At 71.1% G+C, this 17,352-nt stretch carries 16 protein-coding genes; 8 read left to right on the top strand and 8 right to left on the bottom strand.

Features of this window, described 5'->3' with window-relative positions:
* The first annotated feature begins 41 nt into the window (after positions 1-41).
* Positions 42-224: a ribbon-helix-helix protein, CopG family gene (locus ABZ078_RS09615; RefSeq protein ID WP_356573361.1), complete on the top strand. Its 183-nt coding sequence runs from the start codon at positions 42-44 to the stop codon at positions 222-224.
* Here ABZ078_RS09615 and ABZ078_RS09610 read toward each other — a convergent pair.
* Positions 217-1,668, bottom strand: a complete 1,452-nt coding sequence (locus tag ABZ078_RS09610) for an NCS2 family permease (protein ID WP_356573359.1) — start codon at positions 1,666-1,668, stop codon at positions 217-219. The two genes, ABZ078_RS09615 and ABZ078_RS09610, sit on opposite strands and share 8 nt — an antisense overlap.
* Positions 1,669-1,786: 118 nt before the next feature.
* Between ABZ078_RS09610 and ABZ078_RS09605 the strand changes: the two genes are divergently transcribed.
* Both ABZ078_RS09605 and ABZ078_RS09600 read left to right on the top strand, forming a co-directional pair.
* Positions 1,787-2,074: a DUF2530 domain-containing protein gene (locus ABZ078_RS09605; RefSeq protein WP_356573357.1), complete on the top strand. Its 288-nt coding sequence runs from the start codon at positions 1,787-1,789 to the stop codon at positions 2,072-2,074.
* 106 nt (positions 2,075-2,180) lie between these two features.
* On the top strand, positions 2,181-4,577 hold the full coding sequence (locus ABZ078_RS09600) for a cation-translocating P-type ATPase (RefSeq protein WP_356573355.1): 2,397 nt from the start codon (positions 2,181-2,183) through the stop codon (positions 4,575-4,577).
* A 19-nt stretch (positions 4,578-4,596) separates the two neighbouring features.
* Here ABZ078_RS09600 and ABZ078_RS09595 read toward each other — a convergent pair whose 3' ends face one another.
* The 5 genes from ABZ078_RS09595 to ABZ078_RS09575 all read right to left on the bottom strand — a co-directional run bounded on the left by ABZ078_RS09595 (position 4,597) and on the right by ABZ078_RS09575 (position 12,065).
* On the bottom strand, positions 4,597-5,442 hold the full coding sequence (locus ABZ078_RS09595) for a hypothetical protein (protein ID WP_356573354.1): 846 nt from the start codon (positions 5,440-5,442) through the stop codon (positions 4,597-4,599).
* Positions 5,443-5,661: 219 nt separating this feature from the next.
* Positions 5,662-6,582, bottom strand: a complete 921-nt coding sequence (locus tag ABZ078_RS09590) for a hypothetical protein (protein ID WP_356573352.1) — start codon at positions 6,580-6,582, stop codon at positions 5,662-5,664.
* Positions 6,583-6,816: 234 nt separating this feature from the next.
* Positions 6,817-7,596 (bottom strand): calcium-binding protein, encoded by a 780-nt coding sequence (locus ABZ078_RS09585; protein WP_356573350.1) that lies wholly within the window; start codon positions 7,594-7,596, stop codon positions 6,817-6,819.
* Between the two features lie 135 nt (positions 7,597-7,731).
* A complete protein-coding gene (locus ABZ078_RS09580; protein ID WP_356573348.1) occupies positions 7,732-10,881 on the bottom strand; it encodes a molecular chaperone Hsp90 in 3,150 nt (1,049 codons plus the stop codon).
* 257 nt (positions 10,882-11,138) lie between these two features.
* Positions 11,139-12,065, bottom strand: a complete 927-nt coding sequence (locus ABZ078_RS09575; RefSeq protein WP_356573346.1) for a DUF3027 domain-containing protein — start codon at positions 12,063-12,065, stop codon at positions 11,139-11,141.
* A 324-nt stretch (positions 12,066-12,389) separates the two neighbouring features.
* On the opposite strand from ABZ078_RS09575, the gene ABZ078_RS09570 reads away from it, so the two are divergent.
* The 4 genes from ABZ078_RS09570 to ABZ078_RS09555 all read left to right on the top strand — a co-directional run bounded on the left by ABZ078_RS09570 (position 12,390) and on the right by ABZ078_RS09555 (position 15,909).
* The gene (locus tag ABZ078_RS09570) at positions 12,390-13,817 is read left to right on the top strand and encodes an MFS transporter (protein WP_356573345.1); all 1,428 of its coding nucleotides are present in this window, start codon (positions 12,390-12,392) and stop codon (positions 13,815-13,817) included.
* Between the two features lie 70 nt (positions 13,818-13,887).
* Entirely contained in the window at positions 13,888-14,385 is a 498-nt protein-coding gene (locus tag ABZ078_RS09565) for a DUF2771 domain-containing protein (protein WP_356573343.1), read from the top strand.
* A 26-nt stretch (positions 14,386-14,411) separates the two neighbouring features.
* A complete protein-coding gene (locus tag ABZ078_RS09560; protein WP_356573341.1) occupies positions 14,412-15,059 on the top strand; it encodes a futalosine hydrolase in 648 nt (215 codons plus the stop codon).
* Positions 15,049-15,909: a 1,4-dihydroxy-6-naphthoate synthase gene (locus tag ABZ078_RS09555; RefSeq protein ID WP_356573339.1), complete on the top strand. Its 861-nt coding sequence runs from the start codon at positions 15,049-15,051 to the stop codon at positions 15,907-15,909. The genes ABZ078_RS09560 and ABZ078_RS09555 overlap by 11 nt, the downstream gene beginning before the upstream one ends.
* Positions 15,910-15,922: 13 nt before the next feature.
* Here ABZ078_RS09555 and ABZ078_RS09550 read toward each other — a convergent pair whose 3' ends face one another.
* On the bottom strand, positions 15,923-16,306 hold the full coding sequence (locus ABZ078_RS09550; RefSeq protein ID WP_356573337.1) for a cold-shock protein: 384 nt from the start codon (positions 16,304-16,306) through the stop codon (positions 15,923-15,925).
* A 165-nt stretch (positions 16,307-16,471) separates the two neighbouring features.
* Here ABZ078_RS09550 and ABZ078_RS09545 point away from each other — a divergent pair, with 165 nt between their 5' ends.
* Entirely contained in the window at positions 16,472-16,723 is a 252-nt protein-coding gene (locus ABZ078_RS09545) for a hypothetical protein (protein WP_356573335.1), read from the top strand.
* Here ABZ078_RS09545 and ABZ078_RS09540 read toward each other — a convergent pair.
* Positions 16,699-17,340 (bottom strand): haloacid dehalogenase-like hydrolase, encoded by a 642-nt coding sequence (locus ABZ078_RS09540; protein WP_356573333.1) that lies wholly within the window; start codon positions 17,338-17,340, stop codon positions 16,699-16,701. The two genes, ABZ078_RS09545 and ABZ078_RS09540, sit on opposite strands and share 25 nt — an antisense overlap.
* Positions 17,341-17,352: the final 12 nt, after the last annotated feature.

Raw genomic sequence — 17,352 nt, 5'->3', positions numbered from 1 at the left:
CGTGAGACAGCGAACCGGCAGGTGCGGCAACCCTCGTATCCATGGGGACCAGCGTGCTCAGCCTGCGGATAGACCACGAGCTGCTCGAACGACTCCGGGAGCATGCGGCGAGAAGAGGAATGAGCGTCCAGGACTACGTCGTCCGGACGCTCATCCGCGATGACTTCGACGAACGGTTCCAGTCCGCCGTCGAGGAGACCGAGAAGTTCTACGGCCTCACGTGAGCCCCAGCGCCGGCATCAGGTAGTAGAAGGCGAACACCGCCGCCACGGCGTACATCGCGACCGGCACCTCCCGGCCCCGCCCGGCCGCCAGACGCAGCACCACGAAGGTGATGAAGCCCATGCCGATGCCGTTGGTGATCGAGTAGGTGAACGGCATCATCACCATCGTCACGAAGGCCGGGATCGCGAGCGTGTAGTCGGCCCAGTCGATCTCCTTGACCGAGTTGGCCAGGATCAGGAAGCCGACCGCGAGCAGCGCCGGGGTGGCCGCCTGGGACGGGACCATGGTCGCGACCGGGGTCAGGAGCAGCGCCACCCCGAACAGGGCGCCGGTGACGACGTTCGCGAGTCCGGTACGGGCGCCCTCGCCGACGCCGGCCGTGGACTCCACGAAGGCGGTGGTGGCCGAGGAGGAGCTGGCGCCGCCCGCGGCGACGGCGAGGCCGTCGACGAACAGGACCTTGTTGATGCCGGGCATCTGGCCCTGGGCGTCGGTCAGCTTGGCCTCGTCGCTGACGCCCATGATCGTGCCCATGGCGTCGAAGAAGCAGGAGAGCAGGACCGTGAAGACGAAGAGGACGCCGGTCAGCACGCCGACCTTCTCGAAGCCGCCGAAGAGGCTGACCTGGCCGATCAGCCCGAAGTCGGGGCTCGCGACCGGGTTGCCGGGCCACTTCGGGGTCGTCAGGCCCCAGGACGGCACCTTCGCGACCGCCTCGATGACGACGGCGAGCACGGTCATCGCGACGATCGAGATGAGGATCGCGCCGGACACCTTGCGCACGATGAGCGCGAGCGTGAGCAGCGCGCCGAGGATGAAGACGAGGACCGGCCAGCCGTTGAGGTGACCGTCGCCGCCGAGTTGGAGCGGCACGGTGGTCTGGGCGACGTCCGGGATGCGGGAGACGAAGCCGGCGTCCACGAGGCCGATCAGCATGATGAACAGGCCGATGCCGATGGAGATGGCCTTGCGCAGGCTGTAGGGGACGGCGTTCATGACGCGCTCGCGCAGACCGGTGGCGACGAGCAGCATGACCACGAAGCCGGCGAGCACCACCATGCCCATGGCATCCGGCCAGGACATACGGGGCGCCAACTGGAGGGCGACGACCGAGTTCACGCCGAGGCCCGCGGCGAGCGCGATCGGCACGTTGCCGACGACGCCCATGAGAAGCGTGGTGAACGCCGCTGTCACGGCCGTCGCCGTGACGAGCTGCCCGTTGTCGAGCTGGTGCCCGTACATGTCCTTCGCGCTGCCGAGGATGATCGGGTTCAGCACGATGATGTAGGCCATCGCGAAGAAGGTGGCGAAACCGCCGCGGATTTCACGGGGCAGCGTGCTGCCGCGTTCGGAGATCTTGAAGAAGCGGTCGAGCGCGCCGTAGGCGGGGCCGGCTCCCGGCTGTTCAGGGGCGGGGACCTTGGCGGGGGCCGAGGTGGACATGTGCTTGGCGTTTCCTACGAAGAGAAGTGGTCAGACACAAACCGTTTCAGTATGAACATATAAAGTCCGGATCGGCCATCTCCGCGCGTAGACACCGGCGCCTCGTAAGCTGTCCTCCATGGCGAAGTGGACCCCGAAGCACGAGGCACCGGAGCCCCTGGAGGGGCCCGTGGTCGCCACCATCACCGGCGGCACGATCATCTGGTTCGTCCTCTTCGTCGTGCAGCTGCCGTTCTACGGCTGGTTCGACGACCACGGGCACACCTGGTGGGTGTGGACCTGTCTGGCCGGCGGCGGGCTGGGGCTCATCGGCATCTGGTACGTCCGCAGGCGGGACGCGGCGATCAAGCGGGCGGCGGCGCCGACGCGGGCCGAGGACGACGCCAAGGCCCCCGCCACCGACTGAGGGCGTACAACCACGGCACCACATCGGGCCGTTCCCGTCCTCCCCGGGTCGGAACTTCCGCGCACTCGGCGGGTGAAGCCGTACGTCCGCACGTACCGTCGAATGCATGACGCATACCGACGCGGGCGCCGAAGTGGACAACCCTGTGCACCCCGCCCCCGCCCCGGTGGCGACGGGCGGACTCACCGCGGCCGAGGTGGCCGAGCGGGTCACGCGCGGGCAGGTCAACGACGTACCGGTGCGCAGCAGCCGGTCGATGGCCGACATCGTCCGCGCCAACGTCTTCACCCGGTTCAACGCGATCATCGGCGTGCTCTGGGTGATCATGCTGTTCGTCGCGCCGATCCAGGACAGCCTGTTCGGCTTCGTGATCCTCGCCAACACCGGCATCGGGATCATCCAGGAGTGGCGGGCGAAGAAGACCCTCGACTCGCTCGCCGTGATCGGCGAGGCGCGGCCCACCGTGCGGCGGGACGGGGTCGCCGCCGAGGTCAGCACGTCCGAGATCGTGCTGGACGACCTGATAGAGATCGGGCCGGGCGACAAGGCCGTCGTGGACGGGGTGTGCGTCGAGGCCGACGGGCTGGAGATCGACGAGTCGCTGCTCACCGGGGAGGCGGATCCGGTGGTCAAACGGCCCGGGGATCAGGTGTTGTCCGGCAGCTTCGTCGTCGCCGGCGGCGGCGCCTTCCAGGCCACCAGGGTCGGCCGCGAGGCCTACGCCGCCCAGCTCGCCGAAGAAGCCTCGCGCTTCACGCTCGTCCACTCCGAGCTGCGCTCCGGCATCTCGACCATCCTCAAGTACGTGACGTGGATGATGATCCCGGCCGCGACCGGCCTGATCATCACCCAGCTGTTCGTCAAGGACAACGACCTCGACGACTCGATCGCCCGGACCGTCGGCGGCATCGTGCCCATGGTCCCGGAGGGGCTGGTGCTGCTCACCTCCGTCGCCTTCGCCATCGGCGTCATCCGCCTCGGTCGCAAGCAGTGCCTGGTGCAGGAACTGCCCGCCATCGAGGGCCTGGCCCGCGTGGACACGGTCTGCCTCGACAAGACCGGCACGCTCACCGAGGGCGGCATGGACGTCACCGAACTGCGGCCGCTGAACGGCAGCGACGAGGAGTACGTACGCAAGGTGCTCGGCGCCCTCGGCGAGTCCGACCCCCGCCCGAACGCCTCCCTGAAGGCCATCATCGACGCCTACCCGGACGCCGAGGACTGGCGCTGCACCGAGTCCCTGCCCTTCTCCTCCGCCCGCAAGTACAGCGGCGCCAGCTTCAGCGAGGGCAACGGCGAGGCCAGTACGTGGCTGCTGGGCGCCCCCGACGTGCTGCTGCCCGCGGACGACCCCGCCCTGGCCGAGACCGACCGCCTCAACGAGCAGGGCCTGCGGGTCCTGCTCCTCGCCCGGGCGGGCCGCGACCTCGACGATCCCGGCATCGCCGACGGCGCCGAGCCCGCCGCGCTCGTCGTCCTGGAACAGCGGCTGCGGCCCGACGCCGCCGACACCCTGCGCTACTTCGCCGACCAGAACGTCCGCGCCAAGGTGATCTCGGGGGACAACGCGGTGTCCGTGGGCGCGGTGGCGGGCAAGCTCGGGCTGGCCGGTGCCACGGTCGACGCGCGCCGGCTGCCTCAGGACAAGGACGCGATGGCGACGGCGCTCGACGAGGCCACGGTGTTCGGGCGGGTCACCCCGCAGCAGAAGCGGGACATGGTGGGCGCGCTCCAGTCGCACGGGCACACGGTCGCCATGACCGGCGACGGCGTGAACGACGTCCTGGCCCTGAAGGACGCCGACATCGGCGTGGCGATGGGCTCGGGGTCGGAGGCGACACGGGCCGTCGCGCAGATCGTGCTGCTCAACAACAGCTTCGCGACGCTGCCCTCGGTGGTCGCGGAGGGGCGGCGGGTCATCGGCAACATCACGCGCGTGGCGACCCTGTTCCTGGTCAAGACCGTCTACTCGGTGCTGCTGGCGCTGATGGTGGTGTTCTGGCAGGTGGAGTACCCCTTCCTGCCGCGCCATCTGACCCTGCTGTCCACCCTCACCATCGGCGTCCCGGCCTTCTTCCTGGCCCTCGCGCCCAACAAGGAGCGGGCGAAGCCCCATTTCGTACGGCGGGTCATGCGGTACGCGATCCCGGGCGGCGTGGTGGCCGCGGTGGCGACCTTCACGACGTATCTGATCGCCCGTCACTCCTACTCGGGCGCGGACGCGTTGCCCGCGGAGACCAGCGCCGCCACGCTGACGCTGTTCCTGATCTCGATGTGGGTGCTGGCCATCATCGCCCGGCCGTACACCTGGTGGCGGGTCGGGCTGGTGACGGCGATGGGCCTCGGGTTCCTGCTGGTGCTGGTCGTGCCGTGGCTCCAGGAGTTCTTCGCGCTGCGGCTGGTGGGGGTGACGATGCCGTGGATCGCGGTCGGTGTCGCGGCGGTGGCGGCGGTCGTCCTGGAGTTCAGCTGGAGGTGGGTCGACCGCCGCGTCCCCGCTTAGCGCCCCGTGGGGCGTTGTCCTACCGGACGTCGACGAAGTCACCCGTGGCGTTGACCGCCGGGGTGGTCGTGGTGCCCGCGAAGCTGTAGCGCCAGTAGCCGTCGTAGGTGGCGGTGGTGGTGGTCTTCAGGTTGCCGTAGGAGTCGGTGTACACGGTCTTGACGGTGGTGTACGTGCTGGTGCCCGCCTTGCGGAACTGGAGCTTGACCGGCTGGCCGGTGTAGCCGTGGTAGAGGTTGTCCTCCCAGTTGGCGCGGGAGAGCTTGCCGGTGATCGTGAGGGTCCTGCCCTTGGCGACCGGCTCGGGACCGGCGTTGACCGTGAGCTTCGAGTAGCGCTGGACGAGGGTGGTGGCGAGGTCGCCCTGGTCCTTGTAGCCGACCTTGCTGTAGTCGATGCCGCTGCCGCTCGGGTCCTGGCCGTTGAAGGCGATGGCCTCCGCGGCGCCCTTCCAGGTGCCCGCCTCCGCGTTGGTCAGGTCGCCGTCGGCCGGGTGGATGTCGACGGTGCCGGTGCAGGTGGCGGTGGTCGACGAGGTCGCCGTGCAGGTGGCGTAGTCGTCGCCGTAGAGCTCGGGCGTGCTGTCGCCGCCGAAGGTGCCCCGGTAGAGGAAGGGGTCGGTGTAGAAGTCCTGCGCGGTGATGTCGACGTCCGCGCCGTGGGTCAGCGTGTACGTCACCTTGGCGGTGACCTGGTTGGTGGTGCCGACCTTGATCGCCGGGGCGATCTTGAAGTCGGAGAAGCTGACGTCCAGCGGATACGGGGTGCCGGAGTCGGCGGCCTGAGCCGTCGGGGCGGTGAGGGCCGTGAGGGCCAGGGCGCCGGAGAGAGCGGAGACGGCGGCCAGGGTGGCTCTGTTGCGCATGTGCGTTCCCCAGGGGGAGAGGTGATCTAGGAGTCTGTTGACTCACGTGGTGTGATCCGCGGTGCCTGGGGCGGGTTGTAGCGGCAGGTCCTGATTTTGTCGGCGCATACGCAATGTTTGGCGCCCCCGTGTGCATCGCTTGGCGCCCGCATGAAGAAGCGCGCCGCCGACCCCGGGAACCGGAGGCCGACGGCGCGCGGAGCGGCGTACCGCTGGTTCTTACTGCACGTCGACGAAGTCACCCGTGGCGTTGACCGCCGGGGTCGTCGTGGTGCCCGCGAAGCTGTAGCGGAAGTAGCCGTCGGTCGACGCGGTGACCGTGGTCTTCAGGTTGCCCGTCGAGTTCGTCTTGATGGTCTTGACGGTGGTGTAGGTGTTGCTGCCCTTCTTGCGGAACTGCAGCTTCACCGGCTGGCTGACGTAGCCGTGGTACTTGTTGTCCTCCCAGTTGGCCCGGGAGAGCTTGCCGGTGACGGTGATGGTCTTGCCCTTCTTCACCGGCTCCGGCGAGGCGTTGACCGTCAGCTTGGAGTAGCGCTGGACCAGCGTGGAGGCGAGGCTGCCCTGCTCCTTGTAGCCGACCTTGGTGATGTCGAAGGTCTCGCCGTCCGGGTCCTGGCCGTTGAACGCGATGGCCATCGCGCCGGCCTTCCAACTGCCGGCGTCGGAGTTGATGAGCTCGCTGTCGGCCGGGTAGAAGTCGATCGTGCCGGTGCAGTTGGCCGTGGTCGACGAGGTGGGCGTGCACTTGCCGTAGTTGTTGCCGAACAGCATGTTGTCCGGCGCGTCGAAGGCACCCTTGTAGATGAAGGGGTCCGTGTAGAAGTCGTCCGCGGCGATGTCCACGTCCGCACCGTGGGTCATCGTGTACGTCACCTTGGTGGAGACGTGGTTCGTCGTCCCCACCTTGACCGCCTTGGCGATCTTGAAGTTGGAGAAGGTGACGTTCAGGGCGTACGGCTGGCCCTCTTCGGGGGCGCGGGTGCTCAGGGCGCTCTTCCCGGACGAGGCCTGCGCGGCCTCGCGGATCTTCGCGATGTCCGCACGGCTCGCGGCGTCGTCGGCCTGCGCGGCCGGCACGGCGAGGGCGGAGAGGGCCAGGGCGCCGGAGACGGCGGCCACGGTGGCTCGTATGCGCATGCGTTCTCCACGTGGAGAAGGGGCCCCGTCGGTCGCTGTGACGCGTTTCGCGGTCACACGGGGCCCGAGTGATCGTTGGAGTCTGTTGACTCACGAGAGCAGATATGCGGCGGGAGTGATCGGTTGTGCCGCGCATGGTGATGTTGCGCAAGTGTTATGAACACGGGGTGAACCACGGCGAGTTGCCCGGTCCCAGGTGACTTCGGGACCGGGCGACCCGGAGCCGGCGAGGGCCTACTGCACGTCGACGAAGTCACCCGTGGCGTTGACCGCCGGGGTCGTCGTGGTGCCCGCGAAGGAGTAGCGGAAGTAGCCGTCGACCGACGCGGTGACCGTGGTCTTCAGGTCGCCGTACGTGTTCGTCTTGATGGTCTTGACGGTGGTGTACGTGTTGCTGCCCTTCTTGCGGAACTGCAGCTTCACCGGCTGGGTCGAGTAGCCGTTGTACGTGCCGCGCTCCCAGTTGGCGCGGGTCAGCTTGCCGGTGACGGTGATGGTCTTGCCCTTCTTCACCGGCTCCGGCGAGGCGTTGACCGTCAGCTTCGACAGGCGCTGGACCTGGAAGCTCTTGGCGTTGTCCTTCTGGACGTAGTCGGCGTCGTTGCCCGCCGCGATCGCCCAGACCTTCCAGGTGCCGGCCACGCTGTTGATCAGGTTGGCGGCCGGCTCCAGGTCGAAGGTGGACTTGCAGTTCGCGGTCGTGGCGCTGACCTGCGTGCAGGTGGCGCGGCCGTCGCCGCTGTTGGCGACGGCACCGGAGTCGGAGCTGTCGATGTCCGCGCCGTGGTACAGGATCGCCTGGGCCCAGTCGACGCCCGAGCCGTCCTTGACGGTGAAGGAGACGGTGATGGTCTTCGTCGCGACCGCGCCGACGACCGCCGGCTTGCCACCGTTCACCACGACGTTCGAGATCGCCGTGTCGCCGTGGACCTCGTCGGCCTGCGCGACCGGAACGGCGACGACGGAGAGAGCCAGGGCGCCGGTCACGACGCCGAGGGTGGCACGCATGCGCATGTGTTTTCCCCACAAGTGATCAGGGAGTCTGTTGACTCAGGTGATCAGATTCGCGAGGCATGCGAATAGTTGTACGTCGAGTGAAAAGTTTGTGCGAGAAATTCCACGATCAACCGCGCCGCCGGCCACCGCCCGTCAGTCGAACCACCGGTCCCGCGCCAACTCCGCCGTCCGCGACGGGTCCTCCAGCAGGGCCGCCACCTCGAAGCGCCGCGGCCACTGCCCCGCCGCCCACGCGAGCCCGGCGGCGACGCCCTCCAGGGTCGAGGCGTGCAGGGCGCCGTCGTCGGTGAGGCGCCAGTCGATCTCGATCCCGTCCACGACGAGTTCCTCGTGCTCGACGTACGACCGCGGCGTCCGCGCCCCGAGCAGCACCCGCACCGACTCCGGTACGTCGTGCTCGGCGCCCTCGCTCGTCACCTCCCCGGTGACGGACTCGCTCAGCCGCCGCACCTGGAACAGCTCGGCCAGCTCGGCGGCCCGGGACGGCCGCACCGGAAGCAACGGCACGCCCTCGGTGAAGGGCAGCAGATCCGGCGAGTCCACGACCACCGCGTCCGCCGCGTCCACGACCTCGACGCGCCCGTCGACCACCGCCCGCAGCTCGTCCGGCAGGGTCACCTGCTCGGGGTCCAGCTCGGCCAGGGCGCCGTACAGGCCGTGCAGTTGGGCGGAGGTGACGGGACGGTCCGGGTCGGCGAGCCGGTCCAGGAGCTCGGCGGCGCCGCCCGGCTCGTCGAGCAGCGCGGCGACGGACGTGCGCACGCCCAGCGCCCGCAGCACCTGCTCGTCCTCGAAGCCGGTCGCGTCGGCCTCGTCGTACAGCCCGCGCAGGAGCGGATCGCCGCCGGCGGCGAGGAGCCCGGCGGGACGGCGTCCGTCGAGCACCGGGTTCCCCCGCAGCCACCAGGCCGTGTACGGCCGGACGACCTCGTGCGTGCCGTCCGGCAGCAGGATCCGCACCTGCTGGGTGAGCGCGTCCCGCAGGGGCGGCTGGGCGAGCAGCGCGAGGGCCTGCGGCCACTTGTCGTCGTCGACGAGGTCGAGATCGCGTACGGCGATGAGCTCGGTGGCGACCGGCGGTACGGGGGTGTCGGGGAAGCGGTCGAGGATGTCCTCGCACCACACGTCCACGGCGTCCAGCAGACCGGCGTCGTCGGGCTCGGCGAAGTCCCCTTCCCTCGGCTCCAGTTCGTCCGGGTCGAGGACGACGTCCGTGGCCCGGACGAGGGCGAAGTTGGCGAGGACCCCGCAGGCGGCGAGCGGCCGCTCACCCCACTTCTCGGCCAACTCGGCGTCCACGCAGGCCAGTTCGCCCTCCCGCATCACCTGGTGGAAGGGGCTGCCGGGGAAGACGAGTTCACCGGCGGGGGCCGGCTCGCCCTCCTCGTCCGCCAGCGCGAGCGCGCCGAGCCACGGCTCGTCACCGGGCTCCAGGCCCGCGTCCCGCACCAGCGCGAGCACGGTGTCGGCCAGCTCCTCGGCGTCCGGGGCGTCCTCCTCCCAGCTCACGCCCCCGTCGTCGTCGAGGGAGGCGGCGACGGCCGCGCGTACCTGGGGCGTGGTGAGGACCGCGCGGGGCGTGGCGGGCAGCGCGCCGAGCTTCTCCAGGAGCGGGTGAGCGGCGTCCTGGTGGGCGACCTTGAGGCCGAGCCGGGCGAGCACCTCCGGATCGATGCCGGTGGCGTCCGGCGTGGGGAGCAGGACCTGCCGGGGTCCGATGGTGGTGCGCCCGTCGGCGAGCGGCACGGGGAGCCCGGACAGCCGGTCGGGGTCGACGCCGGCGAGGCTGTCGTAGAGCCGCCGCCACCAGCCGGGGTCCTTCTCCAGCCCGGCGAGGCGGTCGATGGCGTCGGTGAGCGGGACGCGGGCGACGCCCAGGGTCCGCAGCTCCACACGCCGTTCGAGCCCGGCGGGCAGCAGCGTGGGCAGCACCTCGGCCAGCACCCGCACCGTGTCGGCACCGGCGCCCTCGACGACCTCGGCGTCCCGGGGCCGCAGGGACTCGGGCGGTTCGGAGTCGTCGTGCTCGTGCGGGGGGACGGCGGAGGGCGGGAAGGCCGGCTGGGCGGGTGGGAGAAACGCGGTCCGGGGCAGGCGCTCCAGGATCGCCTGCCGCAGGGCCCCGTCCAGTTCGCCCTTGCCGAGCGGGCCGGGCACGAGTCCGATGATGCCCTCGCTCACCGGGCGCCAGTCGGCGAGCAGTTCGGCGTACGCGTCCGCCGCCCGCCGCACGAGGAAGTCGGTCAGCGGGCCGGGGGCGGCGTGGCGGCGGGTGGTGTCGAGAGGGAAGGACGCGATGAGGAGGGCGGGGACACCGAGTGGTTCGTCGCTCGGGGTGGGCGCGTGGACGACCGGTGCGGTGCGGGGGTGGGCCGGGGCGCTGTCGGCGGCGTTGACGGGCACGGCCCAGGTGAGCGACCAGTGGGGGCGCAGCCGCTCCTCGACCGGGCGGTCGGCGAGGAGGTCGGGCGTGAGCGGGCCGTGGGCGACGGACGTACGCCAGTGGGTGACGCCGTCGCGTGAGTCCTCCACGACGGTGAAGGGGCCGTCGACGCTGCGGCGCAGGGTGCGCGGCTCACCGTCGCCGACCTCGACGACGACCTCGTCCAGCCCGGGCAGCGCGAGGAGGAGCGCGTCGTCGACGGCGTGCAGCAGCCGCTCGGCGAGGTCGGCGGCCGCGGTGTCCCGCAGGGGGAGGATGACGGCGGTGTCGTACGGGTCGGGGGCGGTGCCCTCGGCGGCGAACGGCAGCCGGAGAAGCGGCACATGCCCGTCCCGCCGCCTGATCTCGTCGCCCAGTCCCGGGCTGTGCCGCGCGATGTCCTGGGCCAGCTCCCGGGCCTCGGCGAGGGACCACCGCACGCCACCGTGCCGCCCGACGACGGCGGGCTCGTCGGTGACGGCGAGAACGGCGGCGAACCCGACGCCGAAGCGCCCCACGGCAGCCGTGTCCCGCTTGGCGGAGGCGCGCAGGGTGGACAGCGACTCGACGCCCGCCGCGTCCAGCGGGGCCCCGGTGTTGGCGGCGACGAGCACCCCTTCGCGCAGCGTCAGCCGAAGCCGTCCGGCCACCCCGGCCCTGGCGGCGGCGTCGGCGGCGTTCTGAGCGAGCTCGACGACCAGCCGGTCCCGGTACCCGCCGAGGACGAGATCCTCCTCGGCGTTGGCGTCCTCCCGGAAACGGGCGGGGCTGGTGGCCCAGGCGTCCATGACTCCGCGACGCAGACGGGCCGTACCGAAGGGGTCGGCACCTTCGACCGCGGGCCGCACGAACTTGCTCACGTTGACTCTCCTCATCGGCGTGACGACGAAGGTACCGCTCAGATGGGGGGACCGCGCGGCCCGCCCTACCGGGCGGGCGCCGCAGACGTGCCGGGCACCCAAGATGCGCGACTACCCCCTGATCGGCATCCCCGTCTACGCCGTCTTCGCTCGGCGACTGGACGATCTCGACGGAGAACCTGCCGCGGTACAAGGCCGAGGGAGCCGAGGACGAGGACGTGGCCAACGGTCGGCCGACGCTCTGAAGGCCGAACGCCCTACGAGTGCCCCAACTCCGCCGAGTCCTCGTCGGTGGTCACCGGCACCGACCCCGAGTCCGGCGCCGGACGCAGCGGGAACGGGTCGACACGGGTCTCGTCGATGACCGGCGGAGCCGGACGGGGTGGCTTGGGCATCACCGCGGCCTCGGAGTGGCCACCGCAGCCGTACGTCAGCGACACCACATGGCCGTCGGCCGGGGAGAACTCGTTGGCGCAGACTCCGAAGGCCTGGCCCAGTGAGCCGCCGATCGGCGCCAGGAAGCCGCAGGTGACGCAGGAGGCCGGGGCCGCCTGGGCCATGGGGGTCTTCGCGCCGAACGCCTCCTCCCAGCGGTCCGCGGCGACATGGAGGCCGTAGCGGGACAGCACGCGCGCCCGGCGCATGCCCAGTTCCTCCGCCACCGAGGCGATCGAACCGCGCAAGGGGGCGACGGCGAGGTTGGCGGGGACGCCTCCCGCGACCTCCGCGTCCTCGGCCTCGACCAGCTCCGCCATCTCCCCGGAGACCACCGAGTTCGGCACCGGCTCGTCCTCGCCGGTGAACCCGGGCTCCAGACGGAGGTCCTCGGCGTCCGTGGGCAGCAGGTCGCCCGGGCCCATGTCGCCGGGGCGCAGGCGCTCGCTCCACGGCACCCACTCGGGGGCGAGGAGCGCGTCCGGGCCGGGGAGCAGGACCACCTCGTCGAGCGTGACGATCTTCGCGCGGGACGCCCGCGCCACCGTCACCGCCCAGCGCCAGCCGCGGTACCCGAGTTCCTTGCACTCGAAGAAGTGCGTGACAACGCGGTCGCCCTCGGAGACCAGACCCGCGTGCTCGCCCACGACGCCGGGCGCGGCGGCCTCCTCGGCTGCGCTGCGCGCGAGGTCGACCGCCTCGGCGCACAGACGGTCGGGGGTGCGGCTTCGCGTTGTCGCTGCGCTCACAGGTATCGCTTCTCTCCTACGCCGTCTCTCGGGTGCGGCCTCAAGGGCGGTGGAACGGACGGAGCGGACCTGTGGGCCGCGTCGACGTCCGCGTCCGAACCGACGCTCGGGCGCACCTACGTCATCCATTGTGCGGGATGGCTGAGATACGCACGCTACCTGTTCGCGAGCGCTGGGCCTACACCGACGGCCCTTTCACCGCTGCGCGGCGGGTGGCAAAACCGTGCCGCCGACCCCCGCACCACCTCCCACGCACCTGAGACCGTGCCCTCCATACGCGCCGTAACCGCACTACCCACCCCCATTACGGGGCACTATTGCGTCGTGGCAACCGCGAGGCAGCCCCAAGGAGCCACCGGTGTCGGTGGTGCCAAGGGAGGCCGCAGTCGAGGTGGCGGAACGGGCCGGATGCGCGGCTCCCTCCGCGCGGTCGGCCGTGCCCTGCACTTCCCCGTCACCGGCACCGCCCGCGGCATCCGCAAGGCCACGCACGCGCAGGGCGCCGGTGAGTCCGGCCTGGGCAAGCTGATCGAACTGCACGGGGTCAACGGCGCCGGGGACATGATGATCACCGTCGCCCTCGCCTCCACGGTCTTCTTCTCCGTCCCCACCGACGAGGCCCGCGGCCGGGTCGCGCTCTACCTCGGCATCACCATGGCGCCGTTCACGCTCCTCGCACCCGTGATCGGCCCCCTCCTGGACCGCCTGCCGCACGGCCGCCGCGCGGCGATGGCCGGCGCGATGCTCGCCCGGGCGCTGCTCGCCCTGGTCCTGTCCAGCGCCGTCGTCAGCGGCGACCTCCAGCTGTATCCGGCCGCGCTCGGGGTGCTGGTCGCCTCCAAGGCGTACGGGGTCGTCAGAAGCGCCGTCGTGCCCCGTCTGCTCCCACCCCGCTTCTCCCTCGTGAAGGCCAATTCACGGGTCACGCTGGGCGGGCTGCTCGCCACCGGCATCGCGGCCCCCGTCGGCGCGGGGCTCCAGGCGATCGGGCCCCGCTGGCCGCTCTACGGCGCCTTTGTGATCTTCATCGCCGGTACGTTCCTGTCCTTCTCGCTCCCGCACAAGGTCGACTCGGCCAAGGGCGAGGACACCGCGCTGCTGGCGGCCGACGCGCAGCATCTGCACGGGCCGCACCGCAAGCCCGTCAAGCGCCCCGGGCTGCGCACGGTCGGCATCGCCGTCACCCACGCCCTCGGCGCCAACGCCGCCCTGCGCTGTCTGTCCGGCTTCCTGATCTTCTTCCTCGCGTTCCTGCTGCGCGAGCACCCGATGTCCGGCCAGAGCGCGGCCGTGTCGCTGGGCATAGTGGCCGTCGCGGCCGGCACGGGCAACGCGCTCGGTACGGCCGTCGGGGCATGGCTCAGGTCCCGGGCGCCGGAGATCATCATCGTGACCGTCGTGGGGTTCGTGATGGGCGTGGCGCTCACGGCCGCGGCCTTCTTCGGCGCCGTCCTGGTGGCGTTCCTCGCCGCGGTCGCCGGGTTCGCGCAGGCCCTGGGCAAGCTGTCGCTGGACGCCCTGATCCAGCGGGACGTCCCCGAGCAGGTCCGTACGTCGGCGTTCGCGCGCTCCGAGACGCTGCTGCAGATGTCCTGGGTGCTCGGCGGCGCGGTCGGCATCGTGCTGCCGCTCCAGGGCTCGTTCGGTCTGCTGGTCGGCTCGGGGATCGTCGCCGTCGGCTGGCTGACCACCGTGAAGGGCCTGATCGGCTCGGCCCGGCACGGCGGGCACGCGCGACCACACGTGGCATGACACCTGCGTGACCTACGGCACGCCGTACCCACGTAGAGAGGCCACCGGACGTGCCCGATAGCCTTCGCCCATGACCACGCTGCCCCGCGGCGAAGCCGCTGATGTAACACGCGTTGTGCGACGCCGCCGTGCGCTCGCCGCCGCCGGCGCCGTTTCCGCCGGACTGCTCGTCCTGTCGGCCTGTGACAAGCCGACGCCGCTGGCCACGATCACCGTCGGCTCCTCCTCCGTCCACGCGGAGGCCACCTGCGGTGGTGAGGGCGACGCGCTGAAGACGCCGGACCTGGAGAAGTGCCTGAAGGACAAGGGCATCGAGTCCATCAAGGTGGACCCCGACGAGACCGTGCGCTTCGGCGTCGACCCGGAGATCGCGGACGAGGGCTGGACGGTCCTGATGAACGGCCAGCCGCTCACCGACTCCAGCAAGAAGACGTACCGCACCATCCCGGGCAGCGTGTTCTTCAACGCCCAGTACGGCGCCAGTGGCGACTCGACGCTGGTGTCGATCAAGGAGGGCGAGAAGGACGTGACGGGTCTGTGGTCCTTCAAGCTCCAGAAGGACAGCTGACCACGTCCGCCGGAGTACGGGTCCTGGTGGCCACCGCCGTCCCCGCGGAGAGGGACGCGGTGGCCAGGGCGCTCACGGACCCCCGCACCGACCTGATCGCCGTCGGCGTGGGTCCCGCCCGGGCCGCCGCCGCCACCGCCACGGCCCTGACCACCGCCGCCCTGGAGGGCGCCCCCTACGGTCTGGTCGTCTCGACCGGCATCGGCGGCGGCTTCGTGCCCCACGCCCCCGTCGGCTCCCTCGTCGTCGCGGACGAGATCACGGCCGCCGATCTCGGCGCGGAGACCCCCGACGGCTTCCTGCCCGTCACCGAGCTGGGCTTCGGCACCGTCACCCACCGTCCGCCCGAAGCACTCGTACGAGAGGTCGCGGCCGCCACCGGAGCCCGCGTCGGCGCCGTCCTCACCGTGTCCACGGTGACCGGCACGGCCGCGAGCGCCGCGCGGCTCCTTCAGCGCCACCCGACCGCCCTCGCCGAGGCCATGGAGGGCTTCGGCGTCGCCGAGGCCGCGGCCGCGCACCGCACACCCGTGCTGGAGCTGCGCGCGGTCTCCAACCCCGTCGGCCCGCGCGACCGCGCCGCCTGGCGCATCGGCGACGCGCTGGCGGCCCTCACCGAGGGTTTCGGGAAGCTCGCACCCGTCCTGGAGAGTTGGCACCCGCATGACCGGTGAACAGCAGCGACAGCGGCTGCAGATCGCGTACTCCCCCTGCCCGAACGACACCTTCGTCTTCGACGCCCTCGCGCACGGCCGCGTCCCCGGCGCGCCCGCGCTCGACGTCACCTTCGCCGACATCGACCTCACCAACGGCATGGCCGAGCGCGGCGAGTTCGACGTGCTGAAGGTGTCGTACGCCGTGCTGCCGTACGTCCTCGACACCTACGCCCTGCTGCCCTGCGGGGGCGCGCTGGGGCGCGGGTGCGGGCCTCTGGTGCTGACGCGGGAGGCGGGGGTGGACCTCAGCGGCCGTACCGTCGCGGTGCCGAGCGAGCGGTCGACGGCGTATCTGCTGTTCCGTCTCTGGGCCGCCGACACGCTGCCCGGCGGGGTCGGCGAGATCGTGGTCATGCCGTTCCACGAGATCATGCCCGCGGTGCGGGACGGGAAGGTCGACGCGGGGCTCGTCATCCACGAGGCGCGCTTCACGTACCAGAACTACGGGCTGCACAAGCTCGCGGACATGGGCGAGCACTGGGAGGACACGACCGGGCTGCCCATCCCGTTGGGCGCGATCATCGCCAAGCGGTCGCTGGGCGCGGAGCGGCTGCGCCTGCTCGCCGAGTCCATCCGTACGTCCGTACGGGCCGCCTGGGACGACCCCGAGGCGTCCCGCCCGTACGTCATGGAGCACGCCCAGGAGATGGACCCGGCGGTCGCCGACCAGCACATCGGGCTGTACGTCAACGAGTTCACCGCCGACCTGGGCGAGGACGGCTATGCCGCGGTGCGGGGGTTGCTCACACGCGCGGCGGCCGAGGGGCTGGTGCCGCCCCTCGGACCGGACGCGCTGGACTTCCCGTGAGGCCGGCAGGCGCCTACACGTCGAGTTGGTCGGCGACCGCGCGCAGCAGACCCGCGATCTTCTTGCCGGCGGCCTTCTCCGGGTAGCGGCCGCGCTCCAGCATCGGTGTGATGTTCTCCAGGAGGGTCGTCAGGTCCTGGACGATGGAGGCCAGTTCGTCCGGCTTCTTGCGCTGGGCGGCCGCGACCGAGGGGGTCGGGTCGAGCAGGGTGACCGAGAGCGCCTGGTCACCTCGCTGACCGGCGACCACACCGAACTCCACGCGCTGTCCCGGCTTGAGTGTGTCTACTCCGGCGGGGAGAACCGAGGAATGGACGAAGACGTCACCGCCGTCGTCGCGGGAGAGAAAGCCGAAGCCCTTCTCACTGTTGAACCACTTGACCTTGCCGGTAGGCACGTCTGTCCTCGTCCTCGTACTCGTCGGAAAACTGCTTCTGAAAACGGCTCTTGATAGCACTACAGCGGGTCGACCACGACCCGCCGGTACCAAGGCTAATGGTCCCCGGGCCGGTGGCAAGACGTCGCCCGGCTGTTCCCTCGCGCAGGGAACTACCCTGGTCGAGTGCGTGACAAAACCCAAACGAATTCCGCCGCTCCCGGTGACCGACTGATCCGTGCCGGTGCGGCCGTGTTCTTCATCGGTGCCGTGGCCACTTTGGTCACGGTGGCCCCGTTCCTGCTCGGTACGACGCCCTTTCCGACGTACATGTTCGGACTGAGCATGCTCATGGGCGTCGGATTCCTCGTCGCCGGCGCGGGTGTGCTCCAGTCGGTCGCGGCCGGGAGGCGTCAGGCGCGCGGTGCGTCCAGGTAGCCGGTGAGCCAGGCCGGGAACCGTGTCAGGTCGGTGAGGACGACGTCCGCGCCGAGCGCGCGCAGCTGGTCGGCGTCGTAGGGCCCGGTCGCCACGGTGACCGACAGGGTGCCGGCGGCGCGGGCGGCGCGTACGTCGCCCTCGTGGTCGCCGACGTAGACGCGCGCGTCGTACTCGCGCAGGGCCTCCGCCTTCTGCTCGGCCCAGAGGTTCCCTATGACCGCGTCCGGCTCGATGCCGAGGTGGGCCAGGTGCAGCTTGGCGTTCGGCTCGTACTTGGCGGTGACGACGATCGCCCGTCCGCCCGCCTCCCGTACGGCGGCGATCGCCTCGCGGGCGCCGGGCAGGGCGGGGGTCGCGGCGATGGCGATCGCCGGGTACATCTCGCGGTACAGGTCGGCGACGGCCGGTACCTCGTCCGCCGGGAACCAGTGGACCAGCTCCTGGGCCAGGGGCGGCCCGAGCCGCGTGACCGCGAGGTCGGCGTCGATGTGGGTCCCCGTCCGCTCGGCCAGCGCCGTGTAGGTGGCGTGGATGCCGGGGCGGGAGTCGATGAGGGTCATGTCGAGGTCGAAGCCGACGGTGAGCGGGAGCGGGGTGGAGGCCATATGGGCCATTGTGCCCAGGCT

Source organism: Streptomyces sp. NPDC006385, assembly GCF_040612485.1.
GTDB lineage: Bacteria > Actinomycetota > Actinomycetes > Streptomycetales > Streptomycetaceae > Streptomyces.
The sequence above is the reverse complement of the archived record's forward strand: the minus strand, read 5'-3'. Positions and strand labels throughout refer to the sequence as shown.